The sequence below is a fragment of the Pseudoxanthomonas sangjuensis genome (assembly GCF_010211755.1).
Taxonomy (GTDB): Bacteria; Pseudomonadota; Gammaproteobacteria; order Xanthomonadales; family Xanthomonadaceae; genus Pseudoxanthomonas_A; species Pseudoxanthomonas_A sangjuensis.
The window spans coordinates 1-24,728 of the sequence record NZ_PDWR01000037.1; the positions used below are offsets into that span (position 1 = coordinate 1).

Sequence of the window (24,728 nt, forward strand, 5' to 3'; positions counted from 1 at the left end):
GGTCGCGCTGGTAGCCTGCATGCGCAAGCTGCTGACGATCGTCAATGCACGGCGTCGGGACGAGTTGATGGCCTTGGCGGCTGTCGCCTAAAAGGCGTCTTCTCAAGACAGTTGCTGAATTAAGCCGACCCGCGAAGCGGGTTCGGCTTGAATGAATTGTTAGGCCCGCCAGACATTGAGGTTACTCATGCCTAAGAGCCAGTAAGCCGCCAGAACCGTCACTGAAATCCACATGGCTAGGAATGACAAACTCCTGGCGCGAGTGGCAGTGCGGTGTTTGGCAAGCTGATTGAACCACAAAGCCGATCCAAAAGTGGCCGCTAGCAACCCGGAGAAGAGCAAGCCCGTTTTGAGACTCAGTGTGATGTGGCCGGCGCCCGAGTAGCCAGAAAATTTGTACCACTGCCAGATAGCGGCGATGAATCGCTCAGCGAGTGGTGTCGAGAGCGCCAAGGCGGCGATCAGCGCAGCCAAGGACGCGATGTTGAGTGCTTTGTTGGACTCGCGATTTTGCATGGGGCGGGCCTAACGCCTAATAGACCCCAAATCGGGGTGATATGACGAAGTATCCGCGGCCCGGGCGGGGCGTTCAAGGGGCAAATTCCTACGTGTAATCAAGCTGTTGACCGATAGCTGCGGGTCGGTCATGGCAGCAATCCTGCCTTGCATATTTCAATTTGCGAGGCGATATGCCATATCCATCACGAAATGCGCCGATAAACCGGTCTGCTATCGGTAGCGGATCGCCCCGGTTGCTCGATGAAGTCAGGCGGCGCATCCGCGTCAGGCATTACAGCCTGCGCACCGAGCACATCTATGTCGGTTGGATAAGGCGCTTCATCCTCGCCAACGGCAAGCGCCATCCCCGCGACATGGGCGCCGCCGAAGTCGAGGCCTTCCTGACCGGGCTCGCCGTGCACGGCAAGGTGTCCGCCAGCACCCAGAACCAGGCGCTCACCGCACTGCTGTTCCTCTATCGCGAAGTCCTGCGCATGGACCTGCCCTGGCTGGAGAACGTCGTCCGCGCCAAGCACGGCCGGCGCGTGCCCAGCGTGCTTTCGCGCGACGAGATCGGCCGCGTGCTTGCGCTGATGGACGGCCGTCCCAGGCTGCTCGCCAGCCTGTTGTACGGCACCGGCATGCGCCTGATGGAATGCCTGCGCCTGCGGGTCAAGGACGTCGACTTCGAACGCAACGAGATCGTGGTGCGCGACGGCAAGGGTGGCAAGGACCGGCGCACGGTGCTGCCGGCGACGCTGGTCGCGGCCCTGCGCGAAGAAGTGGAGCGCGTGCGCCTATTGCACGCCGCCGACCTGGCCGAAGGCTTCGGCGAAGCGCAGTTGCCGCACGCGCTGGCGCGCAAGTATCCGAACGCCGGGCGCGAGCTGGGCTGGCAGTTCCTGTTCCCGTCCGAGCGACGATCGCGCGACCCGCGCGACGGTTGCGAGCGCCGGCACCATTTCGACGACGGCATGCTGTCGCGCGCGCTGAAGGTCGCGTGCCGCCGCGCCGGGATCGTCAAACCGGTGTCGGCGCATACCTTGCGGCATTCGTTCGCGACCCACCTGCTCGAGGCCGGCGCCGACATCCGCACCGTGCAGGAACTGCTCGGCCACAAGGACGTGGCGACCACGCAGATCTACACGCACGTGCTGAACCGTGGCGCCGGCGGCGTGCTGAGCCCCCTCGACCGGTAGGAGCGGGCCTTGCCCGCGGCCGGGAGCCGTCCCCAACGACGAATGATTCCGCGAAGCGCCGTGCACGGCGGTCGCGGGCAGGGCCCGCTGCTACGGCCGGTCGCGCGCCGCGGCGATGGCGGCGATGCGCGCCTTCCGCAACGCCTCGCCGATCTGCGGCCCCGGCAGGCCCTGCTGCGCCAGGTCCTTCGCGTTGACCGACAGCGTGGCATCCAGCAGCCGGCGCAGTTCGCGGCCCTGCGGGTAATCCGCGTCCGCGTTGCCCAGCCGGCCGCGCTGGTCGGCTTCGCAGACCAGCGCCAGTTGCGCGATGCGTTCCGGCTTGCGCAACGCATCGCAGCGCGCGAACAACGCGTAGACCGTCGCGTCGCGCAGTTCGGGCAGGCGGGGCACGTTCAGGTGCTCGCGGCAGGCGATGACCGCCAGTTCGCGGTGTTCGGCCGGCACCTTCAGCCGCTCGCACAGCGCGCGGATCGGCGCGATGCCCGCGTTCTCGTGGCCGATGTGCCGGGGCAGCGCCTCCTTCGGCGTCAGCGCCTTGCCCAGGTCGTGGACCAGCGCGGCGAAGCCGACCCGGTCGTCGCCCGGCGCCAGCCCCGCCGCCATGTCGCTGACCAGCTGCTGGTGGATGCCGGTGTCGATTTCCGGATGGAAGTCCGCGCGCTGCGGTACGCCGTACAGCGCGTCGACTTCCGGCAGCACCGCGGCCAGCGCGGCGCTGGCGCGCAACGTGGCCAGGAACGCCGACGGTTGCTTCGAGGCGAGCGCCTTGCGCAATTCCTGCCACACCCGCTCCGGCACCAGTGCGTCGAGTTCGCCCGACGCGGCGATCCGCCGCATCAGCGCCAGCGTTTCGTCGGCGACGACGAAGCCCAGCGGCGCGAAGCGCGCCATGAAGCGCGCCGCGCGCAGCACGCGCAGGGGGTCCTCGACGAAGGCCGGGCCGACGTGGCGCAGCACGCGGCGTTCGATGTCGCGCGCGCCGCCGTGGGGATCGACCAGCTCGCCATGCTCGTCCTGCGCGATCGCGTTGATCGTGAAGTCGCGGCGCTGCAGGTCCTGTTCCAGCGTCACCGACGGATCAGCGTCGACGACGAAGCCGCGGTAGCCGCGCCCGCTCTTGCGTTCGGTGCGCGCCAGCGCGTACTCCTCGCCGGTCTGCGGGTGCAGGAACACCGGGAAGTCGCGGCCCACCGGCCTGAAGCCGCGCGCGAGCATGTCGTCGGGCGTGGCGCCGACCACGACCCAGTCGCGGTCGCCCGGCGCAAGGCCGAGCAACTTGTCGCGCACCGCGCCGCCGACGAGATAGGTCTGCATGGGGGAAATGATGCCTGATCGGCCGCGATTGCGGCGCATCGTCGGCGCTGCGCGCCGCCTTCTCCCGCCAGGGGGAAGGGTTCGATCGCGCGGGGAAACGGGATCAGGACTGCGCCGGGCAGGCGAACGGCTTGCGCTTGCCGTCGAAATTCCCCCGCAGCCGCTCCGACAGCGGCAACGCCTTGCCGTGCATGCGCCAGTCGTAGATCGTGCTGAAGGCCAGCACGCGCGCGACGTACTCGCGGGTTTCCCGGTAGCTGATCGTCTCGATCCAGAAATCCGGGTCGAAGCCGGGCCGCTGCGACTGCCAGCGCGCGGTGGGGGTCGGGCCGGCGTTGTAGGCGGCGATGGCCACGTACGGCGCGCCGTACTTGTCCAGCACCTCGCGCAGGTAGGCGCTGCCGATGGCGATGTTGGCGTCGGCGTCGTACAGCGTGTCGCCGCCGTTCCACGGCTGGCCGATGCGCCGCGCGACCGCGGCGCCGGTGGACGGCAGCACCTGCATCAGCCCGCGCGCGTCGGCGGGCGAGCGCGCCTTCGGGTTGAACACGCTTTCGGCGCGGATCTCGCTGGCGACCCAGGCCGGATCGAGCGCGTTCTTCCTCGCCTCGCGCTCGATCGTGCGCTCGTGGTGCAGCGGGAAGCGCAGTTCGTACAGGCGCGACTCGTCCGGCTGCCTGCCGAGCGCGAACACCGCGCGGTCGAACCAGCCGTTGTCGTTCGCCACCTCGACCGCGAGCCGGCGCTGCGCGTCGTCGAAGCGCTTCAGCGCCGCGTCCCATTCGCGCGTCGCCCAGTTCGGCCGGTCCAGCTGCCACAGTTCCATCGCGCGGACGATGCCGGGATCGGCGGCGACGGCGGCCTTGGCCTGGTGGTCGCGCGCGGGTTGCCATGGGCACAGCGCATAGGGTTGGCCAAGGCGGTCGGCGGCGAGGAAGCCGTGGAAGGTCGCGCTCTTCGCCACTTCGGCGTACAGGCGCCGCGCCTCGGCCGCGTCGCCGGTCTTCTCGGCGAGCCGGGCTTCGAAGTATTGCCAGTGCGGGTCCGCGCGCTGCGCCGGCGTCATCTTGCGCAGCGCGGCCAGCGCGCCGGCCAGTCGGCGCGCGCCATCGCTTCGCGCACGCGCCACTCGTGCAGGCGTTCGTCGTACAGCGTCGCGGGCACCGCGTTCAGGCGCCGCGCCGAATCCGGCAGGTACGAGGCCGCGCTCCACAGCGCCAGCGAGTACATCAGCTTGCCGCGTTCGGTTTCGCCCATCGCCAGCGCGTCGGCCAGCGCCCAGGCCTGGGCTTCGGCCGCGTCGGCATCCTTCTCGGCCAGCCGCGCCAGGCCGACCAGCGCGACCGTGCGGCTGCGCGCGTCCTTCGGCCAGCGCGCGGCGCGCGGATGCGGGGCGTCGAGGAAGGCGGCGTAGTCGTTGGCCAGCGCGGCGTCGGCCGCCGGCAGGCCGCGGGCGATGCTGCGGATGACGTTGGGCTGGCCTTCGCCGATGGCCAGGTCGATGCGTTGCCAGCGCAATGGCGGGGTCAGCCCGCCGGCGCCGTCGAGCGCGGCGAACACCGGATCGCAGGCGTCCGGCAGCGACTTGCCGCTGCTCAGCCAGATCGCCTGCGCGTCGGCGGTCCATTGCGCGTCGGCATTGCCGGTGGCGCGGCGCGCCTGCAGCTCGTCGCAGCGCAGGGCCACGTTTTCGCGCGGTTGCCACGTGGCGAGGAAGGCCGGCCAGTCCTGGCGCCGCGCCAGCTCGGCCAGCCACTGGCCGCGGAACAGGCCGGCCACCGGCAGGTCCTGCCGGCGCTGCAGGAAATCCCACGCCTGCGCATCGGACAGGGTCGCGATGTCGTGGCTGAGCGCGGCGTATTCGATCCATGGCCAGACCGGATGCGATTGCAGGCCGGCGTAGCGCGCGGCGTCGAAGCGGCCGCTTTCGGCCGCCTCCAGCGCGGCGCGCAGTTGCGGGCGTTGCGCGTCCAGCCCGCGCGCGTAGGCCAGCGCGAGCCCGGCGCCGGCGGACAACAAGATGGCGCACACGATGAGAGAATGCAGCGGCTTCATGCTTCCGGATACTAGGCGGGAACGCGTGAATCGCCCAGCAAGAACCTGAACCAACGCGTACGAACGACAGCGAGGCGCCGGCTTGGACGGAATCTGGATCTTTCCCCTGCTCGGCGCGGTCGCCGGCGTGTTGGCCGGGCTGCTCGGCATCGGCGGCGGCGTGATCCTCGTCCCCGCGCTGGCGTGGCTGCTGCCGCTGCACGGCGTGCCGAAGGAAGCGGCGCTGCACGCGGCGCTGGCCAGTTCGCTGGCCAGCATCGTGGTGACCGCGGCGTCGTCGGCGTGGTCGCACCACCGGCGCGGCAGCGTGATGTGGCCGACCGCGGCGTGGATGGCGCCGGGGCTGCTGCTCGGCGGCTGGCTCGGCAGCGCGTTCGCGGTGCACGTGGCCGACGACGCGCTGCGCTGGATCGTCGCCGCCTACTGCTTCATCGTCGCCCTGCAGATGTTCGCCAGCCGCAACGGCAACGGCGGCGGCGACCTGCGCGCGCCGGCGCCGCGCGGCTGGCCGATGAGCGCGGCCGGGGTCGGCATCGGCGCGGTGTCGTCGGTGGTCGGCATCGGCGGCGGCAGCATGGCCGTGCCGTTGCTGGTCTGGCGCGGCATCGCGCCGGTGCGCGCGGTCGGCACCTCGAGCGCCTGCGGCGTGCCGATCGGCCTGGCCAGCGCGCTCGGCTACGCGCTGCACGCGCCGGCCGGCGCGCTGCCGCAGCATGCGATCGGCTACGTGCACCTGCCGGCGACGCTCGGCGTGGCCGTCGCTTCGCTGCTGGCCGCGCCGTACGGCACGAAGCTGGCGCACCGCATCGGCGGCGCGGCGCTGAAGCGGGTGTTCGCGTGCTTCCTGCTGGCGGTGGCGGCGCTGCTGGCGTTGGGCGGCTGAGTGGCGGGCTCAGGCCGCGGCGGCGGTCGCGCCGCGCAGCGCCTGCGGCGGCACCTCGATTTCCATCGCCAGCGCCAGGTGGTCGGAGTTGGCCGCGGGCAGCGCGCTTCCGGCGCCGTTGCGCAGCGCCGCGCTGACCAGGATGTGGTCGATCGCGCGCTGCGGCCGCCAGCTGGGGAAGGTCGGCACGTGCGCGTGCGGCGGGCGCAGGTGGCTGCGCTTGTACAGCAGCTCCATTTCCGGCACGTCGGGCGTGCAGTTGAAATCGCCCATCAGCACCGCGTGGTGGTGGTCGTGCAGCAGTTCGCCGAGGAAGGCCAGCTGCGAGCGCCGCGAGTTCGCGCCCAGCGACAGGTGCGCGACCGCCACGACCAGGCCCTCGTCGCCTTCGCCGAAGCGCGCGACCAGCACGCCGCGCCCGGCGATGCGGCCGGGCAGCGGGTGGTCGGTGATCTCGACCGGTTCCAGCCGGCTCAGCAGGCCGTTGGCGCTGCCGGCCAGGCGCGCGACGTTGCGGTTCGGCTGGTGGCTCCAGTAGTCGAAGCCGGCGCGCTCGGCCAGGTAGTGGGTCTGGTTGGTGAAACCGGAGCGCAGGCTGCCCGGGTCGGCCTCCTGCAGGCCGACGATGTCGTGGCCGCGCGCCAGCTGCGCGATCGCGTCCAGGCTGCCCTGCTTGCCGCCGACCGGCAGCGCGTGCGACCAGCTGCGGGTCACGTAGTCGCTGTAGCGGCGGGTGCTGGACCCCGCCTGGATGTTCGCGCTGAGCAGGCGCAGCCGCCGGGTGGTCGCCGATCCGGTCATGCGGGGGACATGCCTTGCCGTGGGGGCGCGGGACGGCTCAGTTCGCCGCGCCGGTGGCGGCCTTGGCGCGCTCCTGCGCGACCAGGCCCTCGAGGATGCGGATCATGTCTTCCCAGCTGCGGCCCTTGACCAGGTACTTGCCGTTGACCACCAGCGACGGCGTGCCGCCGATCTGCGAGCGCAGCATGAACTGGTTGCCCTTGTTGACCTTGCCGTTGACCGCGAAGCTGCGCATCGTGTTCTTGAACTGGTCGGCGGACACGCCGTACTGGGCGTAGAACGCGGCGACCTTGTCGGCGTCGAACTTCTGGCCTTCGCCGGGCAGGCGGCCTTCCATATGCACCGCGCGGTAGACCGCGTCGTGGCTTTTCGCGGCGATGCCCAGCGCCTCGGCGGCGTAGTAGGCCTTGGCGTATTCGGCGAAGTCCGGGCGGAAGGTCGCCGGGATCAGGGTGACGCGCACGTCGGCGGCCTGGCGCGACTTCCAGTCCCTCAGCAGCGGCTCGAAGGCGTTGCAGGCCGGGCAGATGTAGTTGAAGAACTCGACCACCTCGACCTTGCCGTCCAGCGGCTCGTACGGCTGGCCGCCGGCGATCTCGGTGTAGTCGACGCCGGGCACCAGCGCCGGGCCGGTGTATGGGGCGGGCGCCGGCGTGGCGGGCGCCGCTGCGGCGGCCGGCGCGGTTTCCACGGCTGCGGGCGCCGCCGGGGCCTCCTCCGTCGCCGCGACCGGCGCGGCCGCGGGTGCGACGGCTGTTTCGGCGGCGGGCGCGGCCGGCGCGGTTTCGACCGGCGCGGCCTCGGGCTTGCAGGCGGCCAGCGCCAGCAGGACGGTCATCGACAGGACAAGGCGGGATTTCATGGATGGAACTCCAGGCAAGCCGGTATTCGGGGGCGGGTTCGGGACTGGGAAGTCTAAGCCAAGGCCGGGGCCGGCCGATGAACCTGCGTCACCGTTGCGGGCCGCGCGCTCACTTCGCGCCGTGTTCGCGCTTCACCAGCGCGTCGGTGATGCGCAGCACGTCGTCGTAGGTGCGCCCGAGCACGCGGTACTTGCCGTTGACGATGATCGTCGGGGTCCGGTAGGACTCGCTGCGGATGACGAACTGCTCGGCCTGCTTCAGCTGCGCGCTGACGCGGGCGCCGAAGAACTCGTCGACGAAGGCCTCGGGCTTGATCCCGTAGCCGGCGTAGAACGTGGCGATCTCGCTGGCCGCGGCGTTCTGCAGCGGCAGGCTGCCGACTTCGTGCAGCGCCTTGAACATCGCCGAATGGCTGCGCGGCAGTACGCCGAGGTTGGCCGCGGCGTAGTAGGCGCGGGCGTAGGGCAGCCACGCGCTGTTGAGCGGCGCCGGGACCGGGGTGAAGCGCACGTAGGCCGGCAGCTTCTGCTTCCATGCGTCGACCAGCGGCTGGAAGTGCGCGCAGTGGATGCAGCCGTAGCTGAACACCTCGACCACCTCGACCTTGCCGTCGAGCGGCGCGAACGGCTGGCCGTTGGCGATCAGCTCGTAGTCCTCGCCCTGCACCGGCGCGTCGACGGAGGCGAAGGCCGCGAACGGCAGCAGGGCGAGCAGGAAAGGAGCGAGGGCGAAGCGGAATTTCATCGTGCGGTCCCGGAAGCGGCTCTTTGCCTTCCCCCTTCGGGAGAAGGTGGCGCGAAGCGCCGGATGAGGGTACGGCGAAGTCGGTGAGCGTGGACTGACTGCGACAGCGCGACGAGCGCCGGAGTTCGCATGCCTGGGGGCGCCGCCCGCCGCCGCTTCGCCGCGTCCCGCCCCGACCCCTCTCCCGGCGGAAGAGGGGGTTTGCGTACTCAATGTGCGGCGGCGGTCGCGGAACCGGCCGCGGCCACGTCGTCGGCGCGGTCGTGCAGACCCTGCAGGTAGGTCGCCAGCGCGGTGATTTCCTCGGCGGTCAGCGGCTTGGCGACCTGCGCCATGATGTCGAACATCGTGCGGTCGGTTTCGGTGGTGGTGCCGGCCTGGTAGGCCTGCAGGCGCGCCGCGACGTAATCCTGGTGCTGGCCGCCGATGTGCGGGTAGGCCGGTCCCGGGTTGCCGGCGCCGGTCGGGCCGTGGCAGGCCAGGCACGCCGGGATGCCGCGCGCGGCATCGCCGCCGCGGTACAGGCGCTGCCCGATTTCGAAGTATTTCATGTCCTTGTACGGGCCTTCGGCGACCACGCTGTCGTCGGCCAGCCCGGCGCCGGACTTCTGCGTGGCGAAATACGCGCCGATGTCGCGCATGTCCTGCGGGGTCAGGCCCTGCACGAACGGCACCATCGCTGCGGCGGCGCCCGAGGTGCGCTGGCCGCTGGCGATCAGCGCCATCTGCCGGGCGATGTAGCTTTCGCTCTGCCCGGCGATGCGCGGGTACACCGGCACCGAGGAATTGCCGTCGGCGGCATGGCAGGCGGCGCAGGCCGCGGCCTTGGCCTGCCCGGCCTGGGCGTCGCCGGCGACGGTCTTGCCCCAGTCGATCTCGAGTGGCGCGGCCACCACCGGCGGGTTGTCCGGCAACGGCGCCACCGTGGTCTGGGCGTACGCAACCGCGCCCACCGCGGCGATGGCCAATCCGGCGATTCCCCAGACACGAGCGTGGCGCATGCTAAAGCTCCGTGATTCCCTAGCGCCGATTATCGGCAAGGGCGGGTCGGCGGGTCAATTCGCCCGGCCCGGTCGGCGGCCATGCGATGCTAGAAGCATGGCCAAGACCACGAATCCACCGCATCAGCCGAACCCGCTCAACGCCGCCCGCTACCTGCTGTCGGCGCACGAGGCCCGCCAACTGCCGCCCGACGACGGCGCCGAGGTCGCTTTCGCCGGCCGTTCCAACGCCGGCAAGTCCAGCGCGCTCAACGCCCTGGCCGGGCACAACGCGCTGGCGCGGGTGTCGAAAACCCCCGGCCGCACCCAGCAGCTGGTGTATTTCGAGGTCAAGCCGAAGCAGTGGCTGGTCGACCTGCCCGGCTACGGCTACGCCAAGGTGCCGCAGGAGCTGCTGGCGCACTGGCAGGCCTTCATCGACCGCTACTTCCAGACCCGCAACGCGCTGAAGGGGCTGGTGGTGGTGATGGACATCCGCCACCCGCTGAAGGACTACGACCGGTTGATGCTCGGTTACGCGGTGCGCCGCGGCATCCCCGCGCACGCGCTGCTGACCAAGGCCGACAAGCTCGGCCGCGGCCAGCAGGCCGAGACCCTGCGCAAGGTGAAGAACGAACTGTTCTCCGCCTTCGGCGACACGGTCGGCGTGCAGGCGTTCTCCGCCGAGTCCAGGCAGGGCGTCGAGGAGGCGCGCGCGGTGGTGGCGGGGTGGCTGGGGCTCTAGGCGCCTCTGCTGCTTTCTCCCTCTCCCGCAAGGGGAGAGGGAGAAAGTACGGCTTCCTTACTCCAGTTCGATGACCGCCGCGCTCTTGCCCTCGATCCGCAGCGATCCGCCCAGCGTCACCGGCTTGCCGGCCAGCACGTCGGTGCCGCGGTCGCCGGGTTCGACGAAGTCGGCGAAGCGCGCCAGATCCAGCGTCGCCGCCTGCGCATTCTTGTTCAGCGCCACCATCACCGTGTCCTTGCCGTCGTAGCGGAAGTACACGTAGACGCCATCGGCCGGCGCGAAATGCTGCAGCTTGCCGGCGTGCAGTACCGGCGTGCGCTTGCGCCACTCGAACAGCCGGCGCACGTACTCCTGCGCGTCGCGTTGCGCGGCGCTCAGGCCCCTGCCGGTGAAGGCGTCGGCCTTGTCGCCGGCCCAGCCGCCGGGCATGTCGGCGCGCAGCTCGCCGTCGCGGCGTTCGCGCGGGCCTTCGATCAGCACTTCCGAGCCGTAGTAGAACTGCGGGATGCCGCGCGTCGTCGCCACGTAGGCCATCGCCAGCTTCCACAGGCCGACGTCGCCGCCGACGTGCGCCAACGCGCGGGTGGTGTCGTGGTTCTCGGCGAACACCACCAGCCGGTCCGGGTCCGGGTACTGGAAGTCGTTGGCCAGCGCCTCGTACAGCGGGGTCCAGCCGCCTTCCCAGACCTCCGGCTTCAGCAGCGCGTCGCGCAGCGCGATGTGCACCGGGAAGTCCATCATGCTGGGCATGTGCGGCACGTGGCCGTCGCGGTTGGCCTTGCCGCGCTGCCAGTGCGCGACGATCGCCGGGTTCGCGCTCCATTCCTCGCCGACCATCGCGAAGTCGGGGTATTCGTCCAGCACCGCCTGCGCCCAAGCGCTGAGGAAATCGGTGTCGGCATAGCCGAAGGTGTCCTCGCGGATCCCGGACAGGCCGGCGTACTCGATCCACCACAGCGTGTTCTGGATCAGGTAGGTCGCCAGGTGCGGGTTGCGCTGGTTGAGGTCGGGCATCGCCTCGGAGAACCAGCCTTCGACGAAGCCCCGGCGGTCGGCCGGCGCCGCGTGCGGATCCTGGATCGTGGTGCGGCGGTGGTTGTCGGGGGCGAACCTGCCGCCGTTGTTGATCCAGTCGCGGCTGGGCAGGTCATTCATCCACCAGTGTCCGGAACCGATGTGGTTCAGCACCACGTCCATGATCAGGCCGACGCCGCGGGCGCGCGCCTCGCCCGACAGCGCGCGGTAGTCGTCGTTGCTGCCGAAGCGCGGGTCGGTGCGGTACAGGTCGGTGATCGCGTAGCCGTGGTAGGAGAAGCCGGGCTGGTCGTTCTCCAGCAGCGGCGTGATCCACAGCTGGGTGAAGCCGAGCCCGGCGATGTAGTCGAGGTGCCTGCGGATGCCGGCGATGTCGCCGCCGTGGCGGCCGTTGGGGTCGGCGCGGTTGGCCGTTTCCTTCAGGCCGGCGACGCTGTCGTTGGACGGGTCGGCGTTGGCGAAGCGGTCCGGCGTGACCAGGTAGATCGCGTCGCGCGCGTCGAAGCCGCGGCGCCGGGCCGAACCGGGCGCGCGCGCGTCGAGGCGCCACGGGTGCGTCGCCACGACCTTGCCGCCTTCGACGAACTCGATGTCGAACGCGCCGGGCTTGGCGTCCGCCGCGACCTCGACGGTGACGAACAGGTAGTTCGGGCTTTCGGTCTTCTGCACATCGACGATGTTCACGCCGTCGCGCTGCAGCCGCGGCGTTGCAGTGGCGATGCCGGCGCCGTGCACCAGCAGCTCGACCCGGTCGTGCTTCATGCCGACCCACCAGTTGGCCGGCTCCAGGTGGTCGATGGTGGCCGCGCGCAGCGGCAATGCCGTGGCCAACAGCATCAGCAGGAAGATATTCGCCAGTCGCATCGTTGTTCCCGGAGTCGCGGTATCCGCGCGGAGGCTACAGGCGGGGCTGCCGCACCGGCAACGCACGGCGGACTGAATTCGTATGTGCGGCAACGCAACAGGCCGTCATCGCGACATGGCCGTCGCGGGGTGCCTGGTCGTGGACGGCCTCAGACCCGCACGTCGAACAGCAAGCCGATCCCGTGCGAGGCCGCCATCGCCAGCGCGCCCCAGAAGAACACCCGCCAGGCGCCGCGCAGCACCGGCGCGCCGCCGGTCCCGGCGGCCAGCGCGCCGGACCCCAGCAGGCCGAGCAGCGTCACGGCGATGGTGACCGGGCCGACCCGCGAAGCCGGCGCCAGCCATGCGGTCAGCACCGGCAGCAGCGCGCCGACGGTGAACGCTGCCGCCGAGGCCAGCGCGGCCTGCAGCGGCCGCGCGCGCAGGGTCTCGGTGATGCCCAGTTCGTCGCGCGCATGCGCGGCCAGCGCGTCGTGCGCGGTCAGCTGCTCGGCGACCTGCCGCGCCAACGCCGGCTCGAGGCCGCGGTGCACGTAGATCGAGGTCAGTTCGTCCAGTTCGGCGTGCGGATCTTCGCTCAGCTCCCGCTTCTCGATCGCCAGGTTGGCCATTTCCAGGTCGGCCTGCGATTGCACCGAGACGTATTCCCCGGCGGCCATCGACATCGCGCCGGCCACCAGCCCGGCCATGCCGCTGGCCAGGATGGCGCTGTCGCTGGCGCCGCTGGCGGCGACGCCGACCACCAGCCCGGCGACGGAAACGATGCCGTCGTTGGCGCCCAGCACCGCGGCGCGCAGCCAGCCGGCGCGCCCGAGGCCATGGGTTTCGGGTCCATGCTTGTGCATCGTGGGCATGTGCGGTCGCGTGGTTGCGGCAGGGGCATGCAGGATAATCGGCCTCGTTCCGCGAGGCCGGAGAGAGAAGCAGTTTCATCCGCGCGCCCTCCGGTCGACGGCCGTTTGCGCGCACCGATGGAAAACTGGGGCGCGCGGCCGGCGGGCAATGCCGGTATCCGGGCCCGGTATAGTGCGCCCTTGCCGGGAGCGGGCCAGGGCCCCATCTCGCGTCGTCTACGACCCTTCCGCGAGAACGTTCTTGTCCAGTCCCAGCCTCGTTTCCGATACGCCGATCGAAAGCCGCGCGCAGTTGGTCGATTACATCGCCGCCGGCGAGAAGCCCGCGGCGGACTGGCGCATCGGCACCGAACACGAGAAGTTCGGCTTCCGCCTCGACGACCTGCGCCCGCCGGAGTTCGACGGCGAGCGCGGCATCGAGGCGCTGCTGAAAGGCCTGACCCGCTTCGGCTGGCAGCCCGCCGAGGAGAACGGCCGGGTGATCGCGCTGTCGAAGGACGGCGCCTCGGTCACGCTGGAACCGGCCGGGCAGCTGGAGCTGTCCGGGGCCGCGCTGGAAAACATCCACCAGACCTGCGTCGAAGTCGGCACCCACCTGCACGAGGTCAAGGAAGTCGCCGACGAACTGCGGCTCGGTTTCCTCGGCATGGGCTTCCAGCCGAAGTGGCGGCGCGACGAGATGCCGTGGATGCCGAAGGGCCGCTACCGGATCATGCGCGCCTACATGCCCAAGGTCGGCAAGCTGGGCCTGGACATGATGACCCGCACCTGCACCGTGCAGGTCAACCTCGACTATTCGAGCGAGGCGGACATGGCGAAGAAGTTCCGCGTGTCGCTGGCGCTGCAGCCGGTCGCGACCGCGCTGTTCGCCGACTCGCCGTTCACCGAGGGTCGGCCGAACGGCTACCTCAGCTACCGCTCGCACATCTGGACCGACACCGACCCGGATCGCACCGGCATGCTCGACTTCGTGTTCGACAGCGGCTTCGGCTACGAGCGCTACGTCGACTACATCCTCGATGTGCCGATGTACTTCAGCTATCGCGACGGCACCTACCACGACGCCAGCGGGCAGAGCTTCCGCGACTTCCTCGCCGGCAGGCTTCCCGCATTGCCCGGCGCGCTGCCGACGCTGCGCGACTGGTCCGACCACCTGACCACCGCGTTCCCGGAAGTGCGGCTGAAGAAGTTCCTGGAGATGCGCGGCGCCGATGGCGGCCCGTGGAACCGGCTGTGCGCGCTGCCGGCGTTCTGGGTCGGCCTGCTCTACGACGCGACCTCGCTCGACGCGGCCTGGGACCTGGTCAAGGACCTCTCGCTGGAAGAACGCCATGCGCTGCGCGACGGCGTGCCGAAACACGCGCTGAAATTGCCGTTCCGCGGCGCCACGGTGCGCGAACTCGCGGTCGAGGCGCTGAAGATCGCCGTCGCCGGCCTGCAACGCCGCGCGCGCGTCAACGCGAACGGCACAGACGAAAGCCGTTTCATCGAACCGCTGATCGAAATCGCCGAGGCCAACCAGACGCCGGCCGAGCGCAAGCTGCGGCTGTTCCGCGAGGAATGGAACGGCGACGTCGACCGCGTGTTCCGCGAATTCGCGTATTGAGCTCGATGTTCCCGTAGGGGCGGCGTGAGCTGCGACCGGTTTCGTCGCATCGCACGACGGTCGCGGCTCACGCCGCTCCTACACACAGCCGTGCCGCAAAGCGTATTCTTGCCGCCGCCAACATCTCACGGAGCTCCATGATGAAATCGCGCGCCGCAGTCGCCTTCGGCCCGGGCCAGCCGCTGCAGATCGTCGAAATCGACGTCGAGCCGCCGCGCAAGGGCGAGGTGCTGGTGAAGATCGACCGCACCGGCGTCTGCCATACCGACGCCTTCACCCTGTCCGGCGACGATCCCGAAGGGATCTTCCCGGCGGTGCTCGGCCACGAAGGCGCGGGCGTCGTCGTCGAGGTCGGCGAGGGCGTCACCAGCGTCAAGCCCGGCGACCACGTGATCCCGCTGTACACCGCCGAATGCGGCGAATGCCTGTTCTGCAAGTCCGGCAAGACCAACCTGTGCGTGTCGGTGCGCGCGACGCAGGGCAAGGGCGTGATGCCGGACGGCACCACGCGCTTCTCGTACAACGGCCAGCCGGTCTACCACTACATGGGCTGCTCGACCTTCAGCGAATACACCGTCGTCGCCGAAGTCTCGCTTGCGAAGATCAATCCGGAAGCGAACCACGAGCAGGTCTGCCTGCTCGGCTGCGGCGTCACCACCGGGCTGGGCGCGGTGAAGAACACCGCGAAGGTGCAGGAAGGCGACAGCGTCGCGGTGTTCGGCCTCGGCGGCATCGGCCTGGCGGTGATCCAGGGCGCAAGGCTGGCCAGGGCCGGCCGCATCATCGCCATCGACACCAACCCGGACAAGTTCGCCAAGGCGAAGGAGATGGGCGCCACCGACTTCGTCAATCCGAAGGACCACGACAAGCCGGTGCAGCAGGTGATCGTCGAGATGACCGGCTGGGGCGTCGACCACTCGTTCGAATGCATCGGCAACGTCGACGTGATGCGCGCGGCGCTGGAATGCGCGCACCGCGGCTGGGGCCAGTCGGTGATCATCGGCGTGGCCGGCGCGGGGCAGGAGATCTCCACCCGCCCGTTCCAGCTGGTCACCGGCCGCAAGTGGATGGGTACCGCGTTCGGCGGCGTGAAGGGCCGCAGCCAGCTGCCGGGCATGGTCGAGCAGGCGATGCGCGGCGAGATCCAGCTCGCGCCCTTCGTCACCCACACGCTGCCGCTGGACCGGATCAACGAGGCCTTCGAGCTGATGCACGAAGGCAAGTCGATCCGCACGGTGATCCATTACTGAGGCGCACGATGGAACGCATCGAGCACCGCGCCTGCTTCGGCGGCTGGCAGGACGTTTACCGGCACGAATCGAGGACGCTCGGCTGTTCGATGAACTTCGCCGTGTACCTGCCGCCGCAGGCGGGCAGGGAGCGGCTGCCGGTGCTGTACTGGCTGTCCGGCCTGACCTGCACCGAACAGAACTTCATCACCAAGGCCGGCGCCCAGCGTTATGCCGCCGAGCACGGCGTCGTCGTCGTCGCGCCCGACACCAGTCCGCGCGGCGACGACGTGGCCGACGCTGCCGGCTACGACCTCGGCCAGGGCGCCGGTTTCTACGTCAACGCGACGCAGGCGCCGTGGACGGGGCACTACCGCATGTACGACTACGTCGTCGAGGAACTGCCGGCGCTGGTCGAGGCGGAATTCCCGGTGTCCGACGCGCGCGCGGTCAGCGGCCATTCGATGGGCGGGCACGGCGCGCTGGTTGCCGCGCTGAAGAATCCCGGCCGCTACCGCAGCGTCTCGGCGTTCTCGCCGATCGTCGCGCCGTCGCGCGCGCCATGGGGCGAAAAGGCGTTCGCCGCCTACCTCGGCGACGACCGCGCGGCCTGGAAGGCCTACGACGCGGTCGAGCTGGTCGCGTCGGCGCCGGAAAGACTGCCGCTGCTGGTCGACCAGGGCGAAGCCGACGAATTCCTCGGCAGCCAGTTGCAGCCGCACCTGCTGCGCGAAGCCTGCGCAAACGCCGGACACCCGCTGCGCCTGAACCTGCGCCCCGGTTACGACCACAGTTATTACTTCATCGCCAGCTTCATCGGCGAACACATCGCCCACCACGCCGCGGCGCTGAAGGCGTAGGCAAGCCGGGCGCCGCGGCTACGCCGCGCCTGTCGGCAATGCGAAATCGGTGTAGGCGAAGCGCCCGTCGCGCAGTTCGGTGTCGCCTTTCGCCAGCGCCAGCGGCGCTGCGAACATCGGTCCGGCAGCAACGCAGGTGTGGAATTCGCCGTTCTCGCCGCACGGGTCGACTCCCGGCGGCAACGCATCGAGCAGCGCGGCATCGAAATCGCGGCCGGCGAAACCCGCGTCGAGTCGTTGCGTGTCCACGCAGCACAGCGTCGCGCGCAGGCCGCCGGCGAGCATCTCGCGCGCCAGCGCCGCGGTATCGCGGCCGAACAGCGGGAACAGCGCCTGCCAGCCGGCGCGCGCGCAATTGCGCTCGCGGTAGGCGCGGATGTCTTCCAGGAACAGGTCGCCGAAGGCGACGCTGCGCAGCGCCGGCCAGCGCGTCCGCGCCGCGTCCAGCACGCGCGCCATCGCCGCTTCGTATGCGGCGTTGTCGCAGGCGGCGGGGATCGGCGCCTCCAGCAGCGGCAAGCCGGCCGCCGCGGCCTGCGCGCGGAGCACGTCGGCACGGATGCCCTGCATCGAGGCGCGGCCGTATTCGGCGGTGATCGTGGTCAGCAGCGCGACCACGCGGCAGTCGTCGCGGCGGCGCAGTTCGTGCAGCGCCCACGCCGAATCCTTGCCGCCGCTCCACGCCAGCAGCACCGGGGCGGGCGGCGTTGCGGTCGCTCGCGGCGGGATCACGCCGCGGACACGTCGCGCAGTTCCCAGTGGCTGCCGGCAAGCAGGCGCAGGCGGTGCTTGAAGGCGGCGCTGGGCAGCGAGGTGACCGCGATCAGGTTGATCTGCAGGTCGTGCTGCTCGCCGCGCACGTTCGCCGCCGGGTCGGTGGCGCCGAGCAGCGGATCGACCGCGTCGGGTTCGGGCTGGGCGTCGCGCCAGCGGCGGAACAGCCGGTCTTCGCGCAATGCCGACTGCAGTTGCGCGGCGAATTCCTCGGCGCCGTGCGCGCTGAAGCTGTAGGCGCCTTCGCGACCGCGCGCGCGGGCCGGGTCGGGCAGGCTGATGTAGTAGCGGATCGGCATGGCGGTTGCGGCAGTTTGCGCGCAGCGTAGCCGAGCCGAAGTTAGACCTTCGTTATACGCTCAGGGTGTGCGGTTCGGCGGCGAAGCCGACCGTCAGCCCGCCCTTGCCGACGTTGATCATGCCGGTCAGGCTCATCACGCTTTCGTACAGCTCGATGTCGTTGTCGGCGCAGGTGTCGCGCAGGCGGGCGTAGCCGGGCAGGGCGCGCATTTCCGCCAGCTCGCCGCCGTAGCTCAGGCATACGGTCGGGGTCAGCAGGCCCTTGCGCGCCTGCGCGGAAACGAAGTCCAGCACCTTCTCCACCGAGTTGTCGAAGCCCTTGAGCTTGGCCGCCGGCTCGGTCACGCCGCGGTAGCCGCGCAGCACCGGCTTGATGTCCAGCGCGCTGCCCAGCGCCGCGCTGAGCAGGCCCACGCTGCGGTCGCCCTTGCTGCGGGCGCGGGCGCGCAGGTAGTACAGGTCGCGCGGCACGCCGTACATGTAGGTGTTCTCGGCCAGGTATTCCAGGCGCATGCGGATCTGCGCGACGTTCGCGTCCTGCTCGCGCAGGCGCACCGCCTCGACCGCGGTGATGCCCTGGCCGGCGAACAGGTTCAGCGTGTCGATCACGCGCAGCGCGAACGGCGAGGTGTGGCCCGCCGCCTGCCGCACCGGCTTGTAGTCGTTGAGGATCGCGAAGCTGGCCTGCAGCGCGTTCTCGTGGATCTGGCTGCGCAGCTTGGAGATGGTCAGGCAGAACACGTGGTCGTAGTCGATGACCAGCCGCTTCAGGAACAGGTCGCGGATCTGCTCGACGGTGAACGGCGTGGTCTCGGCCTCGTGGCCGCGTTCGGCCACGTGCGCGCGCAGGAACTCCAGCGTGGCCTGCTCGTCGCGATGGTCGGCCAGCACCGCTTCGCCGATGCGCGCGGTGATCGGCAGGATCACGATGCCGTGCCGGTCGAAGTACTCCTGCGGCAGGTCGCAGCACGAGTCGACCACAATCCCGATGCGCATGACGATTCTCCGGTGCGCGGTACTGACAAGAACGCCGGCGATTGTAGCGTCAAAGTCCGACGGCGGTCGCGTTTTCGCATTCGCGGGCGCCTGGACGCCCGCGAATGTGATATCGGCGCCGCGGCCGCGGTCAGTGCGGGTAGGCGCGCGGCAGGTTGCCGGCCGGGCGCAGGTAGCGGTCGCGCAATTCGGTCTGCCGCGACTTCATCGGCATCGCCCGGCCGCCCAGCCACACCTGCTGCGCGACGTTGGCCACGTCGAGCGGGTCGCCGCTCCACAGCACCAGGTCGGCCGTCCTGCCCACCGCGATCGCGCCGACTTGGTCGGCGACGCCGAAGGCCTGCGCCGGCACCCGGGTCAGCCCGGCCAGGCCGTCTTCCCACGGCAGGCCGTTCGCCACCGCGTTGCCGGCCAGCTGCCGCACCTTGCGCGCGTTGTGCGAGGCGTCGCCGGTCTGGCTGAAACCGACTTCGACGCCGGCCGCGCGCAGCCGCGCCGCGTTCTCCAGGGTCGCGCCGATGCGGTCGAAGTCGGCCGGCAGGTCGGCCAGCGCGTCGACGAACACCGGCACCTGCGCCTGCGCCAGTTCCGGGGCCAGTTCCCACGCCTCGGCGCCGCCGGAAACGGCGATGCGCACGCCCTCGCGCTTCGCCCAGCGCAGCAACCGGCGGATGTCGGCGGCGCGGTTCACCGACACCACGATGCGGCCCTGCCCCGACAGGTACTTCGCCAGCGCCGCGCGCCCGGCCGGGGTCAGCAGGGCGTGCGGCGAATCGGCGGCGACGCGGCCGCGCGCCTCGGCGACCAGCTGGTCGAGCAGCATCCACTGCGCCGCGCGCGACTTGCCGCTTTCGCCCAGCGCATCGCTGCCCAGCCTGACGAACAGCGCGCGCGGCCCGATCGGATCGGCGCTGCCGTCCAGCCGCACCACGCCGCCCTGGCCATCGACGAAAGCGCCGCCGCCACCGGCGCCGAGCAGGGTGAAGCCGATGCCTTCGACGCGCGCCACCGGCAGCAGCACCGAGCCGGGGTTGTAGGCCAGGGTCACGTCGAATTCCGGGCGCACCGGCTGCGCGTCCTTCAGCGTCACCGCGCTGTCGACGGTGCTGGATTCGCCGGAGACTTCCTCGATGCCGATGTCGGTGATGCCGCCGAACAGCGCCGGGGTCAGCGGCCTGCCGCCGGCTTCGACCACGGACACGCCGGCCGGCGCGGCCAGGCCCGGGCCGACCGCGCGGACGACGCCGCCCTGCACCAGCACGTCGGCGCCCTGCAGCGTGCCCTGCGCGGTCGCGGTGTGCACCGTGGCGTTGCGGATCAGCATGTCCTGGGCGAAGGCGTCGCCGGCGCAGAACAGCGCGGCGGAAAGCAGCAGGCGCTTCACAGGCCACCTCCCTGTCCCAGCATGAAGTCCGATTTCGGTTGCCGCGCCGGGTCGTGGCGGTCGTAGACGCGCGCGCCGTCGATGTAGACCTGCTCGGCCTGGGCGTAGACGCTGAACGGGTTGCGGTTCCACAGCACCACGTCGGCCATCTTGCCGGCTTCCAGCGTGCCGGTCTGCGCGTCGATGCCCAGCGCCCTGGCCGGGTTCGCGGTGAGCCAGCGGATCGCGTGTTCCGGCGCGATCTCGCCGATGCCGGCGCGCTTCGCGTTCGCGATCACCTTCGCCGCCTCCTGGTTGAGGCGCTGGATGCCTTCCTCGGAATCCGAATGCACGATCGCGCAGCTGCCCTGCGGGCGGTCGACCAGCGCGATGTTCTCCTGGATGCCGTCGAAGGCCTCCATCTTGAAGCCCCACCAGTCGGCCCACAGCGCGCCGCACACGCCTTCGGCGGCCAGCCGGTCGGCGAGCTTGTAGGCCTCGACCCCATGGTGGAACGCGGCGATCCTGAAGCCGAATTCCCTGGCCAGGTCGAGCATGTTGGCCATCTCGTCGGCGCGGTAGCAGTGGATGTGCACGCGGATGCTGCCGTCGAGCACGCCGGCCAGCGTTTCCAGTTCGAGGTCGCGCTTGGCGTCCTTCTTCTTCGCGTAGTCGGCGGCGTCGATGAAGGCCTTGCGGTAGCCGGCCATGTTGCCCATGCGCGTGGCCGGGCCGCCCTTCTGCCCGTAGACGCGCTTGGGGTTCTCGCCGCAGGCCATCTTCAGCCCGTACGGCGCGCCGGGGAACTTCATGCCCTGCATGGTCGTGGCCGGCACGTTCTTCAGCGTCACCCCGCGGCCGCCGATCAGGTTGGCCGAGCCGGGCAGGACCTGCAGCGCGGTGACGCCGCCGGCCAGCGCGGCCAGGAAGCCGGGATCCTGCGGCCACACCGAATGCTCGGCCCAGACGTCGGCGGTGACCGGCTGGGTCATTTCGTTGCCGTCGCTGTGCGCCCTCATGCCGGGGCTGGGGTAGACGCCCAGGTGCGAATGCACGTCGATGATGCCCGGCGTGATCCACTTGCCGCGACCGTCGACGCGCACAGTGTCGGCCGGCGCATCGAGCGCGGCGCCGACCGCGGCGATTCTGCCGTCCCGCAACAGCACGTCGGCGTCGTCGAGGCGCGTACCGGTGCCGGTCAGCACGGTGGCGTGTTCGATCAGCACCGGCGGCGAGGGGATCGGCCGGTAGGTGCCGGCGAAGGCGACGGCCCCGGACGCTGCCGTCGTTTCCGCCTGCGGCTGGCTTCGGGTGGCGCCGTGCGCGCTGCAGCCGGCAAGCAGCACGGCGGCCAGCGCGAGGGTCGTGGTTCGCGTCATCGCAGGGTTCCCCGGGGGCTCGAGCCCTACCTTAGCCGCGCCGGCGCGACCCGCCAAGCCTGCATGAAGTCATAGAATGGCGGCGGGACAAGCAGAACAACCAAGGATCGCGATGAAGGACAAGCCCGAGATCGTCGAGAACTGGCTGCCGCGCTACACCGGCGTGGCGCTGGACCAGTTCGGCCAGCACGTGCTGCTGACCAACTTCGGCGGTTACCTCAACGTGTTTTCCGAGCTGACCGGCGCGCCCATCGTCGGCCTCGACCGGCCGATGCCCAGCGCCACCGCCGACGGCATCACCATGATCAACTTCGGCATGGGCAGCCCGAACGCGGCGACGATGATGGACCTGCTGTCGGCGATCATGCCCAAGGCGGCGCTGTTCCTCGGCAAGTGCGGCGGGTTGAAGAAGAAGAACCAGCTCGGCGACCTGATCCTGCCGATCGCCGCGATCCGCGGCGAAGGCACCAGCGACGACTACCTGCCGCCGCAGGTGCCGGCGCTGCCGGCGTTCGCGATGCAGCGCGTGATCTCGACCACGATCCGCGACCTCGGCCACGACTACTGGACCGGCACCGTCTACACCACCAACCGCCGCGTCTGGGAACACGACGGCGAGTTCAAGGAGCGGCTGCGGCAGATGCGCTGCATGGCCATCGACATGGAAACGGCGACGATCTTCGCCGCCGGCTTCGCCAACCGCATCCCCAGCGGCGCGCTGCTGCTGGTCAGCGACCAGCCGATGATCCCCGAAGGGGTGAAGACCGAGGCCTCCGACGCCAAGGTCAGCTCGCGGTTCGTCCGCGACCACGTCAACATCGGCATCGAGTCGCTGAAGTTGATCCGCCGCAACGGGCGCTCGGTGCGGCACCTGAAGTTCGACGAATAGCCATGGGCAGCGAAATCGCCATCGCGCCCTTGGACGTCGTCGGTTTCTGGCGCGATTCGGGTTACCGGAAATGGTTCGGCGGCGGCGAAGCGTTCGACGCCGATTGCCGGGCGCGCTTCCTCGACGCGCACCACGCCGCCGCGCGCCGCGAGCTCGAGCACTGGATGGAATCGGCCGAAGGCGCGCTGGCGCTGCTGATCCTGCTCGACCAGATCCCGCGCAACGTGTTCCGCGGCAGCGCCCACGCCTACGCCACCGATCCGCTGGCCAGGCACTGCGCCGCGCGCACGATCGAGGCGGGGTTCGACCTGCAGGCGCCAGTCGAGTTGCGCCTGTTCTTCTACCTGCCGTTCGAGCATTCCGAGGACATCGCGGACCAGCGGCGTTCGCTGGAACTGTTCCGCGGCCTGGGCGACGGCAACTACGAGAAGTACGCGCGGGCGCACTTCGACGTGATCGAACGCTTCGGCCGCTTCCCGCACCGCAACCGTGCGCTCGGGCGGCCGAACACGCCGGAAGAGCAGGCATGGCTGGACGCGGGCGGCGGATTCTGACGGGGCGCTGCCGGGCGGCGGCATGAACGGCGATCTGTTCGCGGACGAAACCCGATTCACCGACGAAGCGCTCGGCGAACAGGCGCGCGTGCTGCGCGGCTTCGCGCTGGCGCGCGCCGATGCGCTGCTCGCGGCGGTGGAGGAAATCGCCGCGGCCGCGCCGTTCCGGCACCTGGTCACGCCGGCCGGCACGATGTCGGTGGCGATGACCAATTGCGGCGAACGCGGCTGGACCAGCGACGCGCGCGGCTATCGCTACAGCGCGATCGATCCCGACAGCGGCAGGCCGTGGCCGGCGATGCCGCCGATGTTGCGCGAACTCGCCCGCGACGCCGCGGCCGCGCTCGGCTTCGCCGGCTATGCGCCGGACGCGTGCCTGATCAACCGCTACCTGCCCGGTTCGCGCATGGGCCTGCACCAGGACCGCGACGAAGGCGACAAGGTCGCGCCGATCGTCTCGGCGTCGCTCGGCATTCCGGCGATCTTCCTGTTCGGCGGGATGAAGCGCAACGACAGGCCGCGGCGCATCGAGGTGCGGCATGGTGATGTCGTCGTTTGGGGCGGTGTCGACCGCCTGCGCTACCACGGCGTCGCGCCGGTCAAGCCGGCGCTGCATCCGCTGCTGGGCGGAAAGCGGATCAACCTGACTTTCAGGAAGACCGTGTAGGAGCGGCGTAAGCCGCGACCGCCATGTCCCGTGCACGCGGACGACGCCGTGAACATGGTCGGTTTCCGATCGCGGCTTACGCCGCTCCTACATGAACTCAATACTTGCCGACGTCGGCATCCACTTCGTCGGCCCACGCGTCGATGCCGCCGGCAACGTTGAAGACCTTGGCGAAGCCGTGCGCGGCGAAGGCTTCCGCCGCGGCCTGGCTGCGGCCGCCGCGGTGGCAGAGGAAGGCGATCGCGGTGTCCTTCGGCAGCGCTTCGAGTTCGGCGCGGCCGTTGCCGTCGAAGGTCCTGAACGGCACGCCGACCGAGGCCAGCGCGCGTTCGTCGGCCGGGCGCACGTCGACCAGCAGCAGCTCGCCGGCGCCGACCTTCGCGGCGGCATCCTGCGGCGAGATCTGCTGCACCGCCTTCGGCGCGTTCGGGTTGTCGATCGCCAGGCCCTTGCCGCGGAAGTCGTCGATCCAGTCGATGGTGACGCCTTCGGCGCGGCGCGCGCTGGCCGGGTCGAACTGCACGCGCACGCCATTGGATTCGGCGGCGATCGCGTTCGGGTCCAGGCGGCCGATCTGGAAGCTGGGCTGGAACCGCGCGTCGATCGCCAGCACCAGCGCCGAGCCGGGGCCGGCATCTTCGACCGCGTTGGCGAGCATTTCGGCCGCGGCCGGGGTGATCGTGATCCGCGGCGGGGTGCGGTCGATCGGCGGCAGGCCGAGCAGCTGCGACAGTTCGCCGGAGTTGGCCATCTGCTCGATGATGTCGCTGCCGCCGATCAGCTCGCCGCCGATGTACAGCTGCGGGATCGTCGGCCAGTCGCCGTAGACCTTGATGCCCTCGCGGATTTCAGCGTCTGCCAGCACGTTGACGTGGGCGAACTCCACGCCCAGCGCGTTCAGCGCGCCAGCGGCCTTGGCCGAAAAGCCGCACTGCGGCATCGATGGCTGTCCCTTCATGAACAGCACGACGCGGTTGGCTTGCAGGAGGGATTCGATGCGCGAACGCAGGGCAGGATCGAGGGACATCTTCGGGATTTCCGCGGATTTCAGAGGAATCAAGTTTACGCCTCCGACATGGGAGCGGCGTAACGGCAGGGCAACGCTGCGTCGCGCGGATTCCCCTCCCGTGCCCGCCGGGGGGAGAGGATGCCCCGGGGCGGGGCGCGGTTCTCCTACCACACCCCGGGCCCCCGCGACCACAGCGCACCTCGGTTAGCGCCGTCCTCTGCGAATATAACCACATGTGTCACGCCGCGGATGTGAGACTCG

23 protein-coding genes and 1 pseudogene are annotated in these 24,728 nt (G+C 70.3%); 9 read left to right on the forward strand and 15 right to left on the reverse strand.

Going from position 1 to position 24,728, the window contains the following annotated elements; translation table 11 throughout:
• Positions 1-159: 159 nt before the first annotated feature.
• On the reverse strand, positions 160-516 hold the full coding sequence (locus CSC71_RS14445) for a hypothetical protein (RefSeq protein ID WP_162375085.1): 357 nt from the start codon (positions 514-516) through the stop codon (positions 160-162).
• Positions 517-689: 173 nt separating this feature from the next.
• On the opposite strand from CSC71_RS14445, the gene CSC71_RS14450 reads away from it, so the two are divergent.
• Positions 690-1,697: an integron integrase gene (locus CSC71_RS14450; protein WP_162375086.1), complete on the forward strand. Its 1,008-nt coding sequence runs from the start codon at positions 690-692 to the stop codon at positions 1,695-1,697.
• A gap of 90 nt (positions 1,698-1,787) precedes the next feature.
• Here CSC71_RS14450 and CSC71_RS14455 read toward each other — a convergent pair whose 3' ends face one another.
• Positions 1,788-3,014, reverse strand: coding sequence for a multifunctional CCA addition/repair protein (locus CSC71_RS14455; RefSeq protein WP_162375087.1), 1,227 nt, complete (start codon positions 3,012-3,014; stop codon positions 1,788-1,790).
• 103 nt (positions 3,015-3,117) lie between these two features.
• Positions 3,118-5,069, reverse strand: a pseudogene (locus CSC71_RS14460) (transglycosylase SLT domain-containing protein).
• An 82-nt stretch (positions 5,070-5,151) separates the two neighbouring features.
• On the opposite strand from CSC71_RS14460, the gene CSC71_RS14465 reads away from it, so the two are divergent.
• Positions 5,152-5,952, forward strand: a complete 801-nt coding sequence (locus tag CSC71_RS14465) for a sulfite exporter TauE/SafE family protein (RefSeq protein ID WP_246192239.1) — start codon at positions 5,152-5,154, stop codon at positions 5,950-5,952.
• Positions 5,953-5,961: 9 nt separating this feature from the next.
• Here CSC71_RS14465 and CSC71_RS14470 read toward each other — a convergent pair whose 3' ends face one another.
• From CSC71_RS14470 to CSC71_RS14485, 4 genes are all read right to left on the reverse strand, one after another.
• Positions 5,962-6,753 (reverse strand): endonuclease/exonuclease/phosphatase family protein, encoded by a 792-nt coding sequence (locus tag CSC71_RS14470; protein ID WP_162375088.1) that lies wholly within the window; start codon positions 6,751-6,753, stop codon positions 5,962-5,964.
• 37 nt (positions 6,754-6,790) lie between these two features.
• Positions 6,791-7,615: a thiol:disulfide interchange protein DsbA/DsbL gene (locus CSC71_RS14475; RefSeq protein WP_162375089.1), complete on the reverse strand. Its 825-nt coding sequence runs from the start codon at positions 7,613-7,615 to the stop codon at positions 6,791-6,793.
• Positions 7,616-7,724: 109 nt separating this feature from the next.
• Entirely contained in the window at positions 7,725-8,360 is a 636-nt protein-coding gene (locus CSC71_RS14480) for a thiol:disulfide interchange protein DsbA/DsbL (RefSeq protein WP_162375090.1), read from the reverse strand.
• 209 nt (positions 8,361-8,569) lie between these two features.
• Positions 8,570-9,361 carry a c-type cytochrome gene (locus CSC71_RS14485; RefSeq protein WP_162375091.1) on the reverse strand — a complete coding sequence of 264 codons (792 nt, stop codon included), beginning with the start codon at positions 9,359-9,361 and terminating at the stop codon, positions 8,570-8,572.
• Between the two features lie 97 nt (positions 9,362-9,458).
• Here CSC71_RS14485 and yihA point away from each other — a divergent pair, with 97 nt between their 5' ends.
• On the forward strand, positions 9,459-10,085 hold the full coding sequence (gene yihA / locus CSC71_RS14490) for a ribosome biogenesis GTP-binding protein YihA/YsxC (protein ID WP_162375092.1): 627 nt from the start codon (positions 9,459-9,461) through the stop codon (positions 10,083-10,085).
• 57 nt (positions 10,086-10,142) lie between these two features.
• Here yihA and CSC71_RS14495 read toward each other — a convergent pair whose 3' ends face one another.
• Together CSC71_RS14495 and CSC71_RS14500 are read right to left on the reverse strand one after the other, a co-directional pair.
• A complete protein-coding gene (locus CSC71_RS14495; RefSeq protein ID WP_162375093.1) occupies positions 10,143-11,987 on the reverse strand; it encodes a glycoside hydrolase family 13 protein in 1,845 nt (614 codons plus the stop codon).
• Positions 11,988-12,136: 149 nt separating this feature from the next.
• Positions 12,137-12,832, reverse strand: coding sequence for a VIT1/CCC1 transporter family protein (locus CSC71_RS14500; RefSeq protein ID WP_162375094.1), 696 nt, complete (start codon positions 12,830-12,832; stop codon positions 12,137-12,139).
• A gap of 250 nt (positions 12,833-13,082) precedes the next feature.
• Between CSC71_RS14500 and CSC71_RS14505 the strand changes: the two genes are divergently transcribed.
• The 3 genes from CSC71_RS14505 to fghA all read left to right on the forward strand — a co-directional run bounded on the left by CSC71_RS14505 (position 13,083) and on the right by fghA (position 16,536).
• A complete protein-coding gene (locus tag CSC71_RS14505) occupies positions 13,083-14,447 on the forward strand; it encodes a glutamate--cysteine ligase (RefSeq protein WP_162375095.1) in 1,365 nt (454 codons plus the stop codon).
• Between the two features lie 140 nt (positions 14,448-14,587).
• Positions 14,588-15,697, forward strand: a complete 1,110-nt coding sequence (locus tag CSC71_RS14510) for an S-(hydroxymethyl)glutathione dehydrogenase/class III alcohol dehydrogenase (protein ID WP_162375096.1) — start codon at positions 14,588-14,590, stop codon at positions 15,695-15,697.
• Positions 15,698-15,705: 8 nt separating this feature from the next.
• Positions 15,706-16,536 carry an S-formylglutathione hydrolase gene (gene fghA / locus CSC71_RS14515; RefSeq protein ID WP_162375097.1) on the forward strand — a complete coding sequence of 277 codons (831 nt, stop codon included), beginning with the start codon at positions 15,706-15,708 and terminating at the stop codon, positions 16,534-16,536.
• Positions 16,537-16,554: 18 nt separating this feature from the next.
• Here the strand turns inward: fghA and CSC71_RS14520 are convergent, their stop codons facing one another.
• The 5 genes from CSC71_RS14520 to CSC71_RS14540 all read right to left on the reverse strand — a co-directional run bounded on the left by CSC71_RS14520 (position 16,555) and on the right by CSC71_RS14540 (position 21,324).
• On the reverse strand, positions 16,555-17,268 hold the full coding sequence (locus tag CSC71_RS14520) for a Dph6-related ATP pyrophosphatase (RefSeq protein WP_246192242.1): 714 nt from the start codon (positions 17,266-17,268) through the stop codon (positions 16,555-16,557).
• Entirely contained in the window at positions 17,265-17,609 is a 345-nt protein-coding gene (locus CSC71_RS14525; protein WP_162375098.1) for a hypothetical protein, read from the reverse strand. The genes CSC71_RS14520 and CSC71_RS14525 overlap by 4 nt, the downstream gene beginning before the upstream one ends.
• 52 nt (positions 17,610-17,661) lie before the next feature.
• Complete coding sequence (locus tag CSC71_RS14530; RefSeq protein ID WP_162375099.1) at positions 17,662-18,606, reverse strand: DegV family protein; 945 nt, start codon at positions 18,604-18,606, stop codon at positions 17,662-17,664.
• 130 nt (positions 18,607-18,736) lie between these two features.
• On the reverse strand, positions 18,737-19,930 hold the full coding sequence (locus CSC71_RS14535; RefSeq protein WP_162375107.1) for an amidohydrolase family protein: 1,194 nt from the start codon (positions 19,928-19,930) through the stop codon (positions 18,737-18,739).
• A gap of 56 nt (positions 19,931-19,986) precedes the next feature.
• Entirely contained in the window at positions 19,987-21,324 is a 1,338-nt protein-coding gene (locus CSC71_RS14540) for an amidohydrolase (protein WP_425501960.1), read from the reverse strand.
• A gap of 136 nt (positions 21,325-21,460) precedes the next feature.
• On the opposite strand from CSC71_RS14540, the gene CSC71_RS14545 reads away from it, so the two are divergent.
• From CSC71_RS14545 to alkB, 3 genes are read left to right on the forward strand one after another with little or no spacing between them, the layout of a single operon-like run.
• Positions 21,461-22,237: an AMP nucleosidase gene (locus CSC71_RS14545; RefSeq protein WP_162375101.1), complete on the forward strand. Its 777-nt coding sequence runs from the start codon at positions 21,461-21,463 to the stop codon at positions 22,235-22,237.
• A gap of 2 nt (positions 22,238-22,239) precedes the next feature.
• Positions 22,240-22,791, forward strand: coding sequence for a DUF924 family protein (locus tag CSC71_RS14550; RefSeq protein WP_162375102.1), 552 nt, complete (start codon positions 22,240-22,242; stop codon positions 22,789-22,791).
• 22 nt (positions 22,792-22,813) lie between these two features.
• The gene (gene alkB / locus CSC71_RS14555; RefSeq protein ID WP_162375103.1) at positions 22,814-23,458 is read left to right on the forward strand and encodes a DNA oxidative demethylase AlkB; all 645 of its coding nucleotides are present in this window, start codon (positions 22,814-22,816) and stop codon (positions 23,456-23,458) included.
• Between the two features lie 97 nt (positions 23,459-23,555).
• Here the strand turns inward: alkB and grxD are convergent, their stop codons facing one another.
• Positions 23,556-24,485 (reverse strand): Grx4 family monothiol glutaredoxin, encoded by a 930-nt coding sequence (grxD, locus tag CSC71_RS14560; protein ID WP_162375104.1) that lies wholly within the window; start codon positions 24,483-24,485, stop codon positions 23,556-23,558.
• Positions 24,486-24,728: the final 243 nt, after the last annotated feature.